General features: G+C 67.4%; 12 protein-coding genes. 3 read left to right on the forward strand and 9 right to left on the reverse strand.

Going from position 1 to position 15,324, the window contains the following annotated elements:
• Positions 1–363 precede the first annotated feature (363 nt).
• From CLV68_RS32875 to CLV68_RS32895, 5 genes are all read right to left on the reverse strand, one after another.
• Positions 364–1,476 carry a Shedu anti-phage system protein SduA domain-containing protein gene (locus tag CLV68_RS32875; RefSeq protein ID WP_121394943.1) on the reverse strand — a complete coding sequence of 371 codons (1,113 nt, stop codon included), beginning with the start codon at positions 1,474–1,476 and terminating at the stop codon, positions 364–366.
• A gap of 16 nt (positions 1,477–1,492) precedes the next feature.
• Positions 1,493–1,864: a hypothetical protein gene (locus CLV68_RS32880; RefSeq protein WP_121394944.1), complete on the reverse strand. Its 372-nt coding sequence runs from the start codon at positions 1,862–1,864 to the stop codon at positions 1,493–1,495.
• Entirely contained in the window at positions 1,747–2,046 is a 300-nt protein-coding gene (locus CLV68_RS34435) for a hypothetical protein (RefSeq protein WP_170224729.1), read from the reverse strand. The genes CLV68_RS32880 and CLV68_RS34435 overlap by 118 nt, the downstream gene beginning before the upstream one ends.
• 297 nt (positions 2,047–2,343) lie before the next feature.
• Positions 2,344–2,622 (reverse strand): DUF3558 family protein, encoded by a 279-nt coding sequence (locus CLV68_RS32890; RefSeq protein ID WP_170224730.1) that lies wholly within the window; start codon positions 2,620–2,622, stop codon positions 2,344–2,346.
• A gap of 288 nt (positions 2,623–2,910) precedes the next feature.
• Positions 2,911–3,762 carry a LysR family transcriptional regulator gene (locus CLV68_RS32895; protein ID WP_121394946.1) on the reverse strand — a complete coding sequence of 284 codons (852 nt, stop codon included), beginning with the start codon at positions 3,760–3,762 and terminating at the stop codon, positions 2,911–2,913.
• A 70-nt stretch (positions 3,763–3,832) separates the two neighbouring features.
• On the opposite strand from CLV68_RS32895, the gene CLV68_RS32900 reads away from it, so the two are divergent.
• Together CLV68_RS32900 and CLV68_RS32905 are read left to right on the forward strand one after the other, a co-directional pair.
• Positions 3,833–4,507 carry an SDR family oxidoreductase gene (locus CLV68_RS32900; RefSeq protein ID WP_211346860.1) on the forward strand — a complete coding sequence of 225 codons (675 nt, stop codon included), beginning with the start codon at positions 3,833–3,835 and terminating at the stop codon, positions 4,505–4,507.
• A 196-nt stretch (positions 4,508–4,703) separates the two neighbouring features.
• Positions 4,704–6,122: a caspase family protein gene (locus CLV68_RS32905; protein WP_425454897.1), complete on the forward strand. Its 1,419-nt coding sequence runs from the start codon at positions 4,704–4,706 to the stop codon at positions 6,120–6,122.
• Here the strand turns inward: CLV68_RS32905 and CLV68_RS32910 are convergent.
• Genes CLV68_RS32910 through CLV68_RS32925 form a run of 4 tightly spaced genes read right to left on the reverse strand, consistent with a single transcriptional unit; the run spans position 6,119 to position 13,132 of the window.
• Positions 6,119–8,905, reverse strand: coding sequence for a right-handed parallel beta-helix repeat-containing protein (locus tag CLV68_RS32910; protein WP_121394949.1), 2,787 nt, complete (start codon positions 8,903–8,905; stop codon positions 6,119–6,121). The two genes, CLV68_RS32905 and CLV68_RS32910, sit on opposite strands and share 4 nt — an antisense overlap.
• Entirely contained in the window at positions 8,902–11,043 is a 2,142-nt protein-coding gene (locus CLV68_RS32915; protein ID WP_121394950.1) for a transglutaminase TgpA family protein, read from the reverse strand. Before CLV68_RS32915 ends, CLV68_RS32910 begins: the two co-directional genes overlap by 4 nt.
• Positions 11,043–12,179, reverse strand: coding sequence for a DUF58 domain-containing protein (locus tag CLV68_RS32920; RefSeq protein ID WP_121394951.1), 1,137 nt, complete (start codon positions 12,177–12,179; stop codon positions 11,043–11,045). Before CLV68_RS32920 ends, CLV68_RS32915 begins: the two co-directional genes overlap by 1 nt.
• Positions 12,176–13,132, reverse strand: coding sequence for an AAA family ATPase (locus CLV68_RS32925; RefSeq protein ID WP_121394952.1), 957 nt, complete (start codon positions 13,130–13,132; stop codon positions 12,176–12,178). Before CLV68_RS32925 ends, CLV68_RS32920 begins: the two co-directional genes overlap by 4 nt.
• 123 nt (positions 13,133–13,255) lie before the next feature.
• Between CLV68_RS32925 and CLV68_RS33605 the strand changes: the two genes are divergently transcribed.
• The gene (locus CLV68_RS33605) at positions 13,256–15,187 is read left to right on the forward strand and encodes a WD40 repeat domain-containing protein (protein WP_147460261.1); all 1,932 of its coding nucleotides are present in this window, start codon (positions 13,256–13,258) and stop codon (positions 15,185–15,187) included.
• The last annotated feature ends 137 nt before the right edge of the window (positions 15,188–15,324 follow it).

Here is a 15,324-nt window from a genome sequence, read left to right on the forward strand (position 1 = left end):
TCCCGAAAGGCACCGATCTCTCGGTTCACTCCCAGGCCCACCTCGACGAGGTGGCCCGCGAACTCAACGGACGGCCCCGACAGACCCTCGACTGGCACAAACCCATCGAGAAACTCAACGAACTACTGGTCAAACACGGCGGCGCAATGACCCCTTGAGGTCAAGGTGCGCCATAAACTGAATTTCGCAATTGGCCAGACTTGGCGTCCACTCCCCGTCTCGGACTGCTAACGCTCCCTCACCTGTCGAACGGCGTCGCTTCCCACAGCGCCGACTATAGCGGCGCTGTGGAAGATCGGCGCCGCCCGCATACCGTCGAACGCCCCTGAAATCAAAATCTGCCAACAACTGAACGCTTCCACTCTAGCTATCAAATTGAAGTGTCCGCTCGGCCGTATCAAGCAAGTCGGTGTACGTCAGCACCCTAATTCGTGAGAGATGTGAATTGTACGTACGCAGCACCCGATCCATCTGCGCCCGCTCGGCGTCGGTTTTGGCGGGGTGATCCCGATTTCCGATAACCACAAGTGCATCCGCTCGACGGAAGTCGTAGTCCAATCCCAGTTCATCCGAGGCGGCGGTGCGCATCGAGAGTCCAAATTCATCCATCGAACGCAAGTAGTTCATGGACTGACCAACAGCATCGTTGACCGATGCCGAGACAGTGAGGTGCCTTTCTCTTGGCCGTGCGAGCAAGGGGTCGCACGGCCCTTTGAGCTCGACGATCGTCAGACTCTTATCTGCCGTCACCAATAGGATGTCGTGCTGCTGCATAGGAACGAGGCCCCGCCGTGGCGAGATGGCCACATATTGTCCTCCAAAGACCCAATAATTGTTCTCCAGGATCTTCTGCATCGCGGTCTCGGTTGCATCTGGCATGGCGAGGAGCGCCCGCAACTCCACAAGCACTCTGCGCCGACCTTCGATGACTGCCGCTTCAGCTGCGCGCAGACCACCAGCACTTTCAACCAGACCTCTGAGAATAGCATCGCGATTGGTCGCGATTGCGAGTTCTCGCCCTCTTTCTAGAGAATCAATGATCGAGGCGGCGTAGCTGCTGGCTTCCTTCGCAAATGCCGCGCTCCCGTACTTGCGAAGAACATTGAGCGCGCCCTCTCGAAGCTGATAGCACCAATTAGGACTGTTGCCCGGCCGACTCGGGCTATCAGGGTTTTCGGCGATTAGACCTGCCTCGACGAAATCGCTCAGTATATATCTGCGTATGGTCTCCCGAGTATTCGGCGCGTAAGCCACTCCGTACTCGGCTTGGGTCCATTCCATGATCTCGCGCGTGCGCATGCGAGGCGCTGAAGCTTCAGACCATGCTTGACCAGGACTCAGGCAGGCAAGTGCGAGCAGGGTGAGGGCCGACCGTTCGCGATGCTGTGGCTGGCGCAAGCCGAACGCGCCGAGGACGTCTTGCGCGTTGCCAATTTCGATCTTGCCCGGCACGCTCGCCGGAGCTGCTTCGGTCATGGTGATGAGTCTATCGTCACAGCCTGACTGCGAGGAACTCGACACCAGGGAACACGATCACAAGATCACGAACGCCTTCGGCAGGGAGCAGAGTGGGATCGACGGAGGAGCAGAAATGCACGTCGAACTGCTCTGGACCGCATTCAACACCTCCTAACATGCGCACGTTGACCTGCAAAATGTCATTTCCGCAGGTCGACGCGCTATGTCGTACATAGTTCACACATGACGGCTCTTTACGCAACGCACTGCAACGGCGTCCCGTCGCAGTCAACGGCATCGTGGAGGCGAGATACCGGTCGCACACCACCACGGCAGCTTCGCGTAGGGCGGGCAGGATCTCGGTGTCGAGTTGGTGGTGGCGGTCCGCCGCGCACAGGCCGGCCAAGGCTCAATCACGGCCTCAACCTCCTCACCACCGAGCGCGTCGCCGACGCCGCCCTCAACGGCCAACTCCCCGGCCAAGACCTCCGCAAACTCACGCTCGCCGACGACTACCACCCCCACCTTGAAATCGTCACCGGCATCTTCACCCGCAAACACGAACGCACCCACTACATCCCCGACCACCCCCTCAACCTCCTCTGGAACGCATTCGCCGAAGCATCGCCCGCAAAAGCACACGTTCGTGAACTGCCATCCGGGCTGCACGGCTGAACAGCGATGCCAGCGCCGAAACTCCAGGGAGCCGTGCTGCGCCTGGGCTGGGGGAAGGGTGAAGAAGTGAACGCGATGATCGAGAAGACTCTCCCGCAGCACCGCAGCACTGCCACTCGCGTCGGCAGGTGACGGCCCGAGGGCATCACCAAGTGCGGCGGCTGTCTCTCGGTGTGGTGGTGCGCCAGCACCGGGGTCAGCAGGCCCGCCTCAACTGGCCAACCGCCCGACCACCGACTCCGCCACCATCCGGGCCTTGGCACAGACGGGGAATGTCGGGTCAGCCGGGTCGACCGACAACTCGGCCTGCACCGACTGCTGCTCGGCCACTCGGACCACTACCGAACACCCGGCAACGGGCGGGTTGTTCTCGTGCGAGGCGACCACTGCGGGCTGTCCCCGCACCTCGGCGGCGGCCAGGTACAGCCATCGTCCCGGCTGGCCGAACTCCTCGGCGACCCGGTCGACCCCGTCGAAGAGCGTCAGCACCAGCCGCACCCCTTACCCGCCCTCCCAAGTGCATTCCGAACGTGGGAGCGACCGCTGGTGGCTGGGGGCTGCCGCAACCGCCCGCGAGAACCACCGCTGTGGCGACGGCACACCACTTGCCGAACGCCCTCACCCGAGGACCCCCACCTGTGCCGACACCCTTGTGATCATCGAAGATCATTGCACGGTCACCGCGCACACAGCCTGGTCGAGGTGGCGGAGGCATACCCAACCCGCGTCGCCATGCGGAAGCCGCTGCCCCTGGCGCAACCGGGGGGATCTTGGTGATCAACCCGTCCGCGTGGATCGGAATGGACCAGCCGATGGGGACGCGGTCACGGCGGCTTGGACTAGTGCGGCCAAGGAGTGCGAGCGTGCGTCGGGCGACCAGGCTATGACCAGGGTCGTGGTGGCGGCGCCGGTGACGGGGACGGTGGTCAGGTCGGTGCGCAGGTGGTGTTGGACGGAGGCGGGCAGCAGGGCGACCGTGCGGCCCAGGGAGATGAGCTGCATCAACTGGGCCGCGTCGCGGACCAGTGGGCCGCCGTTGGGTGGGGAGCCCGGCCAGTAGGGAAGTTGTTCGCCGTCGAGGTCGGACATGGTGATGGAGTCGCGGACCGCCAGGCGGTGGGTGCGGGGCAGCACCGCGACATCGGGCTCGGTCAGCAGCTCCTCGTAGGCCAACCCGTCCGCGTCCTCGTGGGGTAGCCGCAGCAGGGCCGCGTCCGCCTCGCCCGCGCGCAGCAGCATCGCTTGCTCGCCGATGCCGCCGATGCGCACCTCCACCTCGACCGCCGCCGGATCGGCCGCGAACTGGGCGAGGATCTTCTCCAACAGGTCACCGTCGATGGTCGCCTTCATCGCCAGCACCAACCCGGGATCGCCCGCGCGCTGCGCGCGTCGCCCGGCTGCCGTCAGTGCCTCCAAGGCCCGCTTTCCCTCGTACAGCAACACTTCGCCTGCCGCGGTCAAGGCCACCGAGCGGCTCGTGCGGGTGAACAGGGTGATGCCCAAGCGCCGCTCCAACTGCTGGATGGTGCGCGACAGGGGTGGTTGCGCGATGCCCAACCTGGTCGCCGCTCGACCGAAGTTGAGCTCCTCGGCGACCGCGACGAAGTACGTCAGCTCCCGCGAATCCATACCTACAGGGTATCAATTCTGACCCAACCGGTCTTGGACGGCGCGCCCACCAGCGTCGACAGTGGAACACATGACCACAGCACTGGTAACCGGGGCCAACAAGGGAATCGGCCTGGAGATCGTGAGGCAGCTCGTCGATCGCGGCCTGACCGTCTACCTCGGTGCGCGCGACGCCGAGCGGGGCGAGAAGGCCGCCGCCGACACCGGCGCGCGGTTCCTCCAGTTGGACGTGACCGACCCGGCCTCGATCGAGCGGGCCGCCGCCAGCCTCGACCGACTCGACATCCTCATCAACAACGCGGGCATCACCGGCGGCATGATGAACGGCCCGGGGCACGCCGACCTCGCCAGCGTCCGGGATGTCTTCAACACCAACGTCTTCGGCGTCATCGCCGTCACCGACGCCATGCTCCCGCTGTTGCGCGCGTCCGCCCACGGCCGCATCGTCAACATGTCCAGCGGCGTCGGCTCGCTCGCGGGCATGGCGACCAGTCAGACACCGGACTCGCTCGCCTACGTCCCGTCCAAGACCGCCCTCAACGCCGTCACCGTCCTCTACGCCAAGGTCGAACCGAACCTCCGCGTCAACGCGGCCTGCCCTGGCTACTGCGCCACCGACCTCAACAACCACGCAGGCCACCGCACCGCGGCCCAAGGCGCCGCTATCGCCGTACACCTGGGCACCCTCGACGACGACGGCCCGACTGGCGGCTTCTTCGACGACAACGGAGCCATCGCCTGGTAGACAGCCTGCTTCGCGGTCGCGCTCACCGCCCCCGAGGACCTCACGGCCGCCGATGCGCGTCAGGTTCAGTGGCATTGTCACCAGTCCGACGACCTTCCGGACCATGAACACGGCAGCGCGGACAGGTAGGGCTGGTGCTCCGGGCTGGACTGGGTGATGATCAGGCGTGCGGTTGCCTGATCCCGCTTCGTCGCGGGTGGTCCTGGTGGGGGCGAGTGAGTACAGCTCGGCGGAGTTGGTTGACCTGCCTGCGGTGCGGCGCAACCTGGAGGACCTGCGGGCCCTGTTGATCGACCCGGCATACGGTGGGCTGCCTGCGGATCGGTGCGAGGTCGTGCTCGATCCGGTGGACGGTGTCTCCGTGTACCGCAGGATCGCGGCCGCGGCACGGGAGAGTACGGATACGTTCGTGCTCTACTTCGCGGGCCACGGGCGGGTGGACCAGCGCGGCGATCTGCACCTGTGCCTCGCGGGGACCGACGTGGACGCATTGAAGGTCAGCGCGCTCGCATACGACCTGGTGCGCGAGCTGTTGACCGAAATGTGCCCCGCGGACAACCGGGTCGTGATCATCGACAGCTGCTTCGCCGGGCGGGCGGTCTCGACAATGGCGGGCGACGACCCGGAGTCGTGGCAGGGGGAGATCGATATCAGCGGCACCTACGTGCTGGCGGCGGTTCCGCGCAACAGCAAGGCGCTGGCCTCGCCCGGGGCGCGGAACACGGCGTTCACCGGGATGTTGTTGGACCTGCTCCGCGAAGGGACGCCGAGCGGGCAGGCGTACTCGACGTTCGGGGAGCTGTACCCGAGGCTGGTGTCGCAGGCCAGGCAACGGGCGTACCCGAAGCCGATCCAGTCCATCGTCGGCAGCGTGGCAGGGCTGGCGTTGAGCCGGAACCCGCGCTACGACGGGACACCTGTCCCGCCGGTCTCGCCGGTCGCACCCCCGAGCCGCGAGGACGCGTCGTTGGCCGCGACTGTGTTGGCGGTCAGCGAGATCGAACAGAAACCACGCGTGGACCTGGCCGAACGGCTTGACGACTACGACCTCGTGTTGCGGCCGCTGATCACCGCGATCGCCCGGGACTTGGCTGAGCACGACGGGATCGAGGTGGTTGTCGAACTGTTGGCCACGCGGACGTCGGTCGGGCCGCCGATGCCCAGGGCGTTGCTGCCCGTGCGGGCATATCCAGGTCTCCTCGCGGGATACGCGGTGGGCATCGCGGCGTTGTACCGCAAGGACGAGGTCTTGGTCGACCAGTTGCTGGTCGACCAAGACCTGCTCCGCACGCTGGCGCTGTGGCGGGTGGTGGATCCGTTGAAGGTGCTGCCGAACGGGACGGTGAGCGCACATCTGCGGACGGTGTTGGCACCGTCTTTCACGAGCCGGATGGACTTCGAGCGGGTGTTCGAGGAGTACGAGTACCTGCGCAGTCTCCTGGAGTACCACCACCTGGGCACGACCTCGCTCGGGGAGTTCGCCCGGGACCTGGCGCGGGGCAGGACGACGGTGGCCAGCCGCGTCCTGAACAGGCTGCGCGCCCGCCCGCCGAGGTGGGACGCGACTGCGGCGGCGCAGGGCGTCGAGCGGTACGCGAAGCAACGCTTCAGCTAGGAGCAGACCACGCCTCGGCAGCCCAGCGGGTTGCCCCTGGACACGTTGCCGCCACCGTCGACAACGGTGCCCGGCATGGCATTCACCCCGTACCCGTCGTTGTTCGTCAAGCGGTTGTCGCGGATGACGACCCCAGTCGGCTGTTGGGCGTCGATCCTGATGCCGTCCTGACAGGAACCCGCACCGTTCATGATGATGTCGTTGTCGTCGATGACGATGTCCACGCGTTCACCGGGATCCACCTGGGCGTAGATCCCGCACCCGTTGCCGTCGTGGATGGTGTTGTGGGCGATCACCCCATCGCCGCTGGTGAGGTGGATGGCGGCCAATCCCGCACCCGCGGCGAAGAACTCGCTGTTCACGATCTGGTAGTCGTGGGACTCGATGGTCGCGCCGTCGACGACGCTGTGGGTGATCTCAAGGTGGTTGCCACCGATGTAGAAGGTGAACACCTTCCTGCTGTTCTTGACCACGGTCGAGTCACATCCAGCGCCGAAGGCCGTGGCATGGACGGGAACGTCGCCGTTCTCGATGATCATCGCCGAGTTGGGTCCATCGCAGTGGAACTCGTTGAACGAGATGCTCGTGCGGGTGAAGACGCAGTACCCGCACCGTGCGTCCGTGCCGCCCACCTGGGAGTCGGTGAAGGTCAACCTGGTGGACCGCCCGTTCACCAGGCGCGTGCCGGTTGGCGCGGAGAGGGACACGTTGTTCAGCGAAGCCTCGCCCCCATCTCCGAGGTCAAGGAGCAGGGCCACGTTCACCACCGCGCCGTTGCGGATCGTGAGATTGCGGACCGGTCCGTCTGCCTTGATCGCCGTGTTCGGCTGGGCGGTGCGCTCCCCGGAGATCGTGTGCCCGCCCAAGTCGAGCACGATGTCGTTGCCCGCGACGATCAAGCCTTCCGGAGTGCCGCACTCCAAGTCCGTGCGGACGGTGACGCTGACCTGGACTGTCGTACCGCACACCGGGTCTGGGACGACGGTGAACTCCGTCGTGGCGCGGTCCTGCTCTGCGCCCGCCGCCACCACGAGTGCCGCCGTGTACTGGCCCGGCGTGCGGAACGTGTGACGGAACTGGGCGGACGTCGCGGACGTCTCCGTGCCCGTGGGTCCGCTCACCTGCCACGCCCAACCCGTGGGCTGGGCACCGCTGACCTCGGCCGAGAACGTCACCGGGTCCCCCACCTGCGGGGCCGCGGCGCGGACAGCGAGCCGGACGATCCGCGGTGGCTGGCGCGGGGGGTCGACCGGCACCGTCATCGACACCGCAGGCGGCACCCGGCCACTGACCAACGTCGCCGCGAGCGTGACCTGGAACGTCGCGGGCCTCGACCACGCGTGCCGCACCGCAACGCCTCGCGCCACTTCCCCGTCGCCGAAGGTCCACTGGGCGGTGGCGATGGCGTCCACACCGTCGACCCTGGCCTCGAACTCCAACGCCTCCCCCACCACAGCCCGGTCCCGCGGCCGTACCGTGATCGACACCGTCGGGTCCCTCACGAGCGGCGGGAGTCCGATCCCCGTCGGCGGACGAGGATCGGACTCGCCCCCGGGCTGTTCGACCTCGGGGCCCTTCGCGTCAGGTGGCCTCTCCGGGTCGTGCCGGGGTGGGTCGGCACTGTTCGGTTTCGTCGGCAGGTCGCCCGGCTGGGCGATGAGCGGTGGGCCGGAGTCAGGCCGGACGGGGTCGTACTTGGACACCTCCCGGATCCCGCCGTCCCAGTCCACCACGCCCGCGCGTTCGCTGTCGCGGTCGTTGTAGAAGACGATGCCGTCGCGCTCGAGGAGTTCGAAGTGGACACCGCCGGGGAACAGGTCCTGGCTCTTCACGATCCGGGCACCCGACAGGTCGACCACCCACACCTTGCCGGTCGTGTAGTCGGGGACAAAGGCGCGATCACCAACGCCAACCGCCGGTCCGAGGTCGGCGCCAGGGGCGCCCAGCGGAACGGGTGTGCACGACGCGGTCGCGAACGAGCAGACCAGCAGCAGTCCCCTGGTGCCGAGGGACAGGAGCAGCCGGTCCGTCGACGACGACCGACCCGCCACCACCGTGTCTTCCAGGCGGAGGTCGAGTGCGACCTCCGCGTCAGTCTCGCCGGTGGTCGAGTCCAGTCGTTCCGCAGTGCGGCGAACGGGGTCGACCAGGACGGGCACCCCGCCGGACACGGTGAGACTGCTCTTGTCGGTGCTGCCCGCTTGGCGGCGTTTGCGCAGGTGACCGGTGGAGAACCAACTGACCTCGCCGCGGGACTTGTCGCCGATCCAGAGTGTGCCATCCGCGGCGAGGACGGTGTTGTCGGTGGTCGACGACAGGGGCTCCGGTCGCCCGCGGCCCTGCAGGGTTCGCGGATCGGCGTCGGCCAGCAGACCGCTGGTCTCGTCGACCACGTACACCGACCCCGACGAGGCGATGGCCGACAACCCGCTGCTCGCCTCGGGCAGCACCGCGACCGGCTTGGACACAGCCAGGGTGGCGCCGTCGATCCTGGTCACGGTCCCGGTGCCGCGATCGACCGCGTAGCCGGTCTGCCCGTGCTGGGTGGCGCGCAGGTCGCTCCCCTTGGCCGACACGGGAACGTGCGCGGCGATCTGGGCGGCCCCGCCGTCGAGCAGGGTCAGCTGCCCGGCCTTGCTCGAGGCCAGCCAGATGGTCCCCGGTCGCATGGCCACACCGCTCGCGGGGTAGTTGCCGTCCGATCCGACGAAGACGATGCCGGTGACCGCGGCGAGCGCGGCCGCGACGGCCAACGGGACGCGGAACCGGTGCAGCGTTCTCATACCGTTCCCAGTGCTCTCAGGGCCGCTTGCCGTTGCCGGGTCTCGCGGCGGTCTGCCAACAGCGGTCGGGGGTCGACAAGTGCGATGACCCCGCGCGGGGTCGACGGGCGGCGGTACTTGGCCTCCACGGCCCACGCCCGCGCCGCCGCCGACTCGTCGAGTTCGTGCGGCGCGTAGATGGCGACGGTGACCAGGGCCGCCACCGCGGCGAGACCCTCATCGTCCAGTTGCGCCGCGACCTCCTGTGGCGTCGAGGTGATCGGCGGCCACGATCCGCGTTCGGCGAACCGGTCGAGGATCTCGCGCCAGGCGGCGATGACACCGGCCGCTCCGCCGGCAGCCCGCCTGCGGCGCGAGCGCACCGCCTTGACGCAGGCGATTCCCACTGCCGCCGAGACGGCCAGCGCGACCGCGCCGATCGTGACCACGGCGGTGGCGCGGATGAGGCCCTGCCAGCCACCACCGGGTCGGCCGTTCTCCCCGCCCGTCGGCGTCGTCCTGGGGTCAACCGTGGGTGGGTTCGGTTGCGCCGGGCCTGCGATCACGGCGGGATCGGGGTTCCCGGGCGGGGTTGACTCCGTGCGGGTCGGGTCGGTCGGGTCGAACGCCACCCAACCGCGATCGGCGAACATGACCTCCGCCCAAGCGTGCGCGTCATGGCTTGTGACGTGGTAGGTGCCCGAGGTCGGATCGTGCAGCCGATAGCCGACCGCGACCCTGCTCGGCACGCCGATCGCGCGTGCCAGCACGGCGAAAGCGGCGGCGTGCTGCTCGGCGTAGGCCCCGGGACTCGTGCCGGGCTCGCCCACGAGCATCGTCTTCAGGCGGGCGAGGGAGTGCCCGGGTGCGGCGGCGAGGTCGTAGGGCAGCCGCCGCAGAGAACGCTCGAGCGCGGTCACCTTGCCGTAGAGGGTGGTCGCGTCGCGCGTGAGGTCCTTGGCTAGCTGCCGGAGTTCGGTAGGCAGGTCGTCCGGGAGGTCGGTGGAGCCGGGGCCGGGGAGCGATTGGGCGAGGCTGTCGTCGCGGACATCGGCGTCGGCGCTGAAGGAGTAGGTCAGGCCACGCAGGGATGGTTCCGGGCAGACAAGGACACCAGAGCGGGAGTTGAACGCCAGCCGACGCTCGCCGCGGTCGGGCACGTCGAGGCTGACGGGGCGACCGAACGTGGGCAGGAACGGGCCGGGCAACCCCTCGACGCGAACTCGCGCCGAGACAGTCACCGCGGCCGGGGCGGTGTTCGCCGAGAGTCGGGTGCCCGCGAACAGGTAGGGGTCGTCACTGCTCCAGGTGACGCCGTCGTAGTCGTCGAGGGCGGAGGTGCGGACCAGCGACTGCTCAGCGCCGTCGACCTCGATGTCGAACAGCGGGCGCGGGGCCGGTTCGCGCAGTTGGGCCTTGACCCGGGCCAGTGGGGTGAGATCGGTGGAGAGGGTGACCGGTGGCGGGCGCAGTGTGCGCGGGTCGAACCGGTCCTCGCCGGTGGCGACCGGAACCGCCCAGGCGACGGCCGCGCCGAGTGTGGCGACGCAGACGATGACGGGGACTCCGAAGGCGAGCCCGCCGCCAGAGCGCTCAGCGGTATCGAAGCGGTCTGACCGGAGCAGGACAAGTGCCAGGCTCGCCAGCACGAAGCCCGCCGCGAGCAGGAGGTGCGGCTCCCCCTTGCTGAACAGCAGGGCGACGACGAATGCGATCAACCCGGGAACCGCAGGCGCCAGCGCCTGCCTGGTGCGCGTCGCGATCGCGACGGCCGCGTAGACCGCGCACCACGTGCACAGCACCGGGGTGATCACCAGGTCTGGCTCGCTGTCAGCGGGCAAGCCCACCGACAACATGCTGGTCCACCCGCTGGCCACGCCACCGACGACCGCCTTCGCGGTGTCGCCGGTCGGCAACCCGTAGGAGGTGGTGTCGCGGTAGACCCATGTGACGGCGACCGCGAACGCCGTCACCGCGAAGCCGACGGTGCGCCAAGGCCCGTACCGCCACACACCGGCCAGCGCCGCGGTCGACGCGGCTACGGCGACTGGGGCCAGGTATGCCGCCGTGGCGAAGAAGTCGAGGTAGAGGAGTACACCGGGGGCGACGGTGCCGAGGCACAGGACGACCTCAGCGGCGGCAGCGACCCTGGCCCTCATCACCGGCCCACCAGCACGGTCCAGTTCGCCGCGAAATCGTGCACGTCGGTAGCGGTGACCTGGACGACTCCCTCCACCGGTGCCGATCGCGACCGGCCGATCTCGACGAGGCAGCAGAGCAAGAACGCCGCCCGCACGGCCGATGCTTCCGCGGCCCGCGCGCCGCCAGAGCCGGTCACGATCGTGAGCACGACACCACGGTCACTGGAGGCGATGTCGTCGACGAGTTCCGCGAACGGCCTCGGCGCGGCGGGGAACACCGTGGCCAAGCGGTCGAGCCCGACGATCTCGTTGGCCGACCACGTGTCGACTGGCTCGCAGGGGCACATGGGATCCGTGCTGCGCAACTCAACCGGTTGACCCGCGCGACTCGCCGAGACGCAGAGCGACGCGGCAACCCGGACCGCGCTCTCGAAGGCGTCGTCGACGTACGCCCGCGGATCGGTGTCCAGCACGACGAGGTGCCGGGGTTCGTCGGGGATCACATTGTGGCGCACCAGGAGTTGGCCTGCCCGCGCGGTGGACCGCCAGTGCACCAACCGCCAGTCGTCACCGGGCTGGTACGCGCGCAAGCTGTGGAAGGCGACCCCGCCCTGCGGCGAACTGCTCGATGTCGGTCCTTCCAGGTCGCGAGGACCGCCCGTGGGCGGTGGGGTGATCGGTACCCACCTGGGGTACGCGCGCAGGTGCCACTCCTGGCCGAGCACGTGGTCCCGGCGCATCAGCCGCAGCGGGTCGGACTGCCCCACCACCAGCGGTGGCACGCGGTGCACTCCCCTCGGCAGAGCGGGGATCACGTAGTCGGCGTGGTGCTCTTCTCCGCCGGACAGGCTCGGTAGCGCCACGTGCACGGCGGTCCCGGCGACCACGTCGGTGACCACCAGCGGGAGGCTGCGCCGCGCGCCCTCGTTGCGCACCGTCAAGCGACCCGGCACTGGCGTACCCTCAGCGACCCGGTCGGGCAGGTCGGTGCGGCGGACGGACAGGCGCGCGCCACGGATCATCCACACCGCAGCCATGCCTACCGCGGCGAGCGCGGCCAGACCGATCACCACGAGCTCGGGGTAGTCGGCCAGCACCCCGGCGGTCACCAGGACGACCCCGGTCACCACCATGACCCAGCCGCGTCGGGTCATCGGCCCCTGCCGCCCGACGGCATCGGCGCCCCGGCGACGATGGCCGACACGATCTCCTCCGGGTCGCGTCGAGCGACCCTGGCTTCGGGCGTCAGCATCAGTCGATGCGCGAGCACCGGTACCGCGACTTCGCGAACGTCCTCAGGCAGCACGTACGACCGCCCTTCGGCGGCGGCGTATGCCTGCGCGGCGGTAGCGAGCGCGATGCCACCGCGCGGACTAGCCCCCAGCACGACGTCCTTGTGGCCCCGAGTGGCCTCGGTGATCGTCGTGACGTAGTCCACCAGCTCCGGGGACACGTGCACTTCGAGCCCCACGGTCTTGATCATCCCCATGAGGTCGGACAGCTGTAGCACCGGGGCGAGTTCCTCGGGCACCCGCCGGTGGACGCCATTGGTCACCACCTCGCGCTCGCTGCGCGGATCCGGGTAGCCCATCCGCACCCGCATCATGAAGCGGTCGAGCTGCGCCTCCGGCAGCTGGTAGGTCCCCTGGTGCTCGACGGGGTTCTGCGTCGCGATGGTCAAGAACGGCCACGGCACCTCGCGCGGCTCCCCCGCGACGGTGACCTGCCGCTCCGCCATGACCTCCAGCAGCGCGGACTGGGTCTTCGGCGACGCCCGGTTGATCTCATCGCCGAGCACGATGTTCGCGAACACCGGGCCCTCGCGGAACTCGAACCGCCCGGTGCGCTGGTCGTACACCTCGGCGCCGGTGACGTCGGACGGCAGCAGGTCGGGGGTGAACTGCACCCTGGTGACCCGCGCTCCCGCCACCGAACGCGCGATGGCCTTCGCCAGCGACGTCTTCGCGACGCCGGGCACTCCTTCCAGCAGCACGTGCCCCTCGGCCAGCAGGCACACGATGGTCAGCCGGACCGCGCGGGTACCCCCGCGCACGAAGCTCTCCACATTCGCCGCGAGCTCGCCGAACTGACGTTGGAAGCTGCCCATGTCCTGCACCGCACCAGTCCCTCCAGGGCGACCACGATGGCTGGTGCATCGTACATGCTACGACTGCCGTTTCGCCGTCGTTCGCTCCCAGGGGAGCGGAACCGCCGCAAGTATGATCACCGTGTGCATTCGGGATTTCTGGAGCAGGTGAAGTTTGCCGTCGGCCCGCTCACGGTCAACAGTCGCGAGTTGGTAATTCTCTGTGTATTGGCGCTGTTCGTGGCGGCTTTCGTCATGGCAACGGCGACAAGTACGTGCCTAGCTGCCGCGAAGACAGTGCTGGCTCGGCTGGGAGGAAGCCCGGCAGTGCCTGCTCAGTCCAGGTCGGGGAGCCCCAGAAACTGGAAAGAGACCAGAAACTCGGTCGCTTACCTGCTCTGGGTCATCTTGGCCACCTTGATCGTCGGCGGCATCACGGGCTGGAAGCCGATTCAGAACTTCTCCACCGTCGCGGTTCTGATCGGCATTGTCGCGATTCTCCAGCAAGTTCGAGCACCAGCGGACGAGTTCAACCGGAACTTGCGAGAACAAGCTGGCTTCTCCCTACTGGTTTCCACCTTTCTTTCGGTCCACCCGCATCCGCTGCACATAGAGATAGCGTGCGCGGGAATCTTCGTCGGTTTGCATTTATGTAGATGGACGCTCCGAACCGTCGTCGGAGCCGAGAAGGGCAAAGAGGGGTGGATACTGGACCTGATTGGTCGCTCCCGGCTGGGCCTCGCACTGATGACATTGCTCATCCTTGGGTATGCCTGCTTGATAGTCTACTGGCTAGGTCCGGGACTGTGGCACATTATCACCAACTGGTCTCAAGGGGCGGCCGGCGAAGTGGGGGACAACCTGTTCCCCTGGGTCTTCTACTTCCCACCACTCGTCATCCCGCTGATGATCTATCGGACCTGGGTGGGCGATGACGAAGGATCCGGAGAAGACCCCACCAGGCGCAGCCGAAAGATCGATGACGAGGTCGACCGAGACGAGGGCGACGAATGGCCAACTCCGGGCGCCCCACTCCTTCCGGCCGATGTTGACCTGCTGGGCGATGCGGGCATGGTCGGAGCGATGGCGTTCAGTCCGAGCGGTGAACTCCTTGCCACATCCGAGGGCTGGCCCTCATCGAACTACTCATTCGACAGAGACGACCACAACGTTGCATTCCACCTGTGGCAGACGAGCACCGGCGAACGAGTTGGAGACAAGGTGGAGGGCTGGTGGCTGGGCATTCCGGCGATCGAGTTCTCGACGGACGGCGCCACGCTGGCTACCGCCATCTCGGAGAGCGGGGATGTACACCTGTGGGATCTCTCAGATCCTGCCGAACCGCGACGAACCGGCAGTGACACCCCTTTGCCGTATTCCGGATCAAGTCGAGTCGATAGGGTGAGAGGTTCAGCCCTGGCGTTCCGGAAGGAAAGCATCCTCGTTGCGACCTCCGGCGAAACCACCGTTCAAGTATGGGACTTGAAGCTCAATCGACCCGTCGGAAAAGCAGTGCGAGTCCGGCGCCCTGAATGGGAGTTGAATCCGAACCCGATACGCGGACTGAAACTATCTGCCCAGCGCGACTTGGTTGCCGTCCAGAGAAACCATCGCGTCGAACTCTGGAACATGAACAAAGGCAGGCGAGCGTGTCGCCGAATCAAGGGAAACAGTGTCGCATTCACCGCCGACGGAAGTCGGATAGCAGTCGGCGCCCGAGGTGTGGTGCGAATCCGAAGGACTCGCCGATGGTCTCGGATCTCGAAGTTTCACATTTCTCGCAAGTTCAGGGTCGGTGCATTGGCGGTCACGAAGAACGGAGTACTCATCGCTGGTGACGACAACAGGATCGTCACGGTGTGGAGTCTCGACTCGGGCACTCTCATCCGCCGCTTCGCACTACCGCATGACGGCAGCCGGGATCGCCGCCACCACTCCTTCCGGATATCCCGGATCGCACTCTCACCCGACGACGAGACAGTCGCCATCGCGGACTACGGAGGACATGTGTCGCTCTGGAGCCTGAGTCGACTGACCGCCCCGAACGGCACATCGGCCCAGGCGTCGCCCGCGTGAAGGGGGTCCGGCGAGGTGACCGGGGCCGTTTGATCGCGCGGTGTACGAGGTTTGCCGGTTGGTCGGGGGCCGGTTGGAGCCACTGCGGGTGAGGGGGTGAACACGGAGGGCGTTGGTGGCGATGAGTGGGGTGGACG

It is taken from the genome of Actinokineospora cianjurensis (assembly GCF_003663795.1).
Taxonomy (GTDB): Bacteria; Actinomycetota; Actinomycetes; order Mycobacteriales; family Pseudonocardiaceae; genus Actinokineospora; species Actinokineospora terrae.

What these genes read in the sequence shown, in the direction of transcription:
- CLV68_RS32875 (WP_121394943.1), bottom strand. Translation starts at nt 1,476, where the DNA reads ATGACCGAAGCAGCTCCGGCGAGCGTGCCGGGCAAGATCGAAATTGGC.
- CLV68_RS32895 (WP_121394946.1), bottom strand. Translation starts at nt 3,762, where the DNA reads ATGGATTCGCGGGAGCTGACGTACTTCGTCGCGGTCGCCGAGGAGCTC.
- CLV68_RS32920 (WP_121394951.1), bottom strand. Translation starts at nt 12,179, where the DNA reads ATGACCCGACGCGGCTGGGTCATGGTGGTGACCGGGGTCGTCCTGGTG.
- CLV68_RS32900 (WP_211346860.1), top strand. Translation starts at nt 3,833, where the DNA reads ATGACCACAGCACTGGTAACCGGGGCCAACAAGGGAATCGGCCTGGAG.
- CLV68_RS32915 (WP_121394950.1), bottom strand. Translation starts at nt 11,043, where the DNA reads ATGAGGGCCAGGGTCGCTGCCGCCGCTGAGGTCGTCCTGTGCCTCGGC.
- CLV68_RS32925 (WP_121394952.1), bottom strand. Translation starts at nt 13,132, where the DNA reads ATGGGCAGCTTCCAACGTCAGTTCGGCGAGCTCGCGGCGAATGTGGAG.
- CLV68_RS32910 (WP_121394949.1), bottom strand. Translation starts at nt 8,905, where the DNA reads ATGAGAACGCTGCACCGGTTCCGCGTCCCGTTGGCCGTCGCGGCCGCG.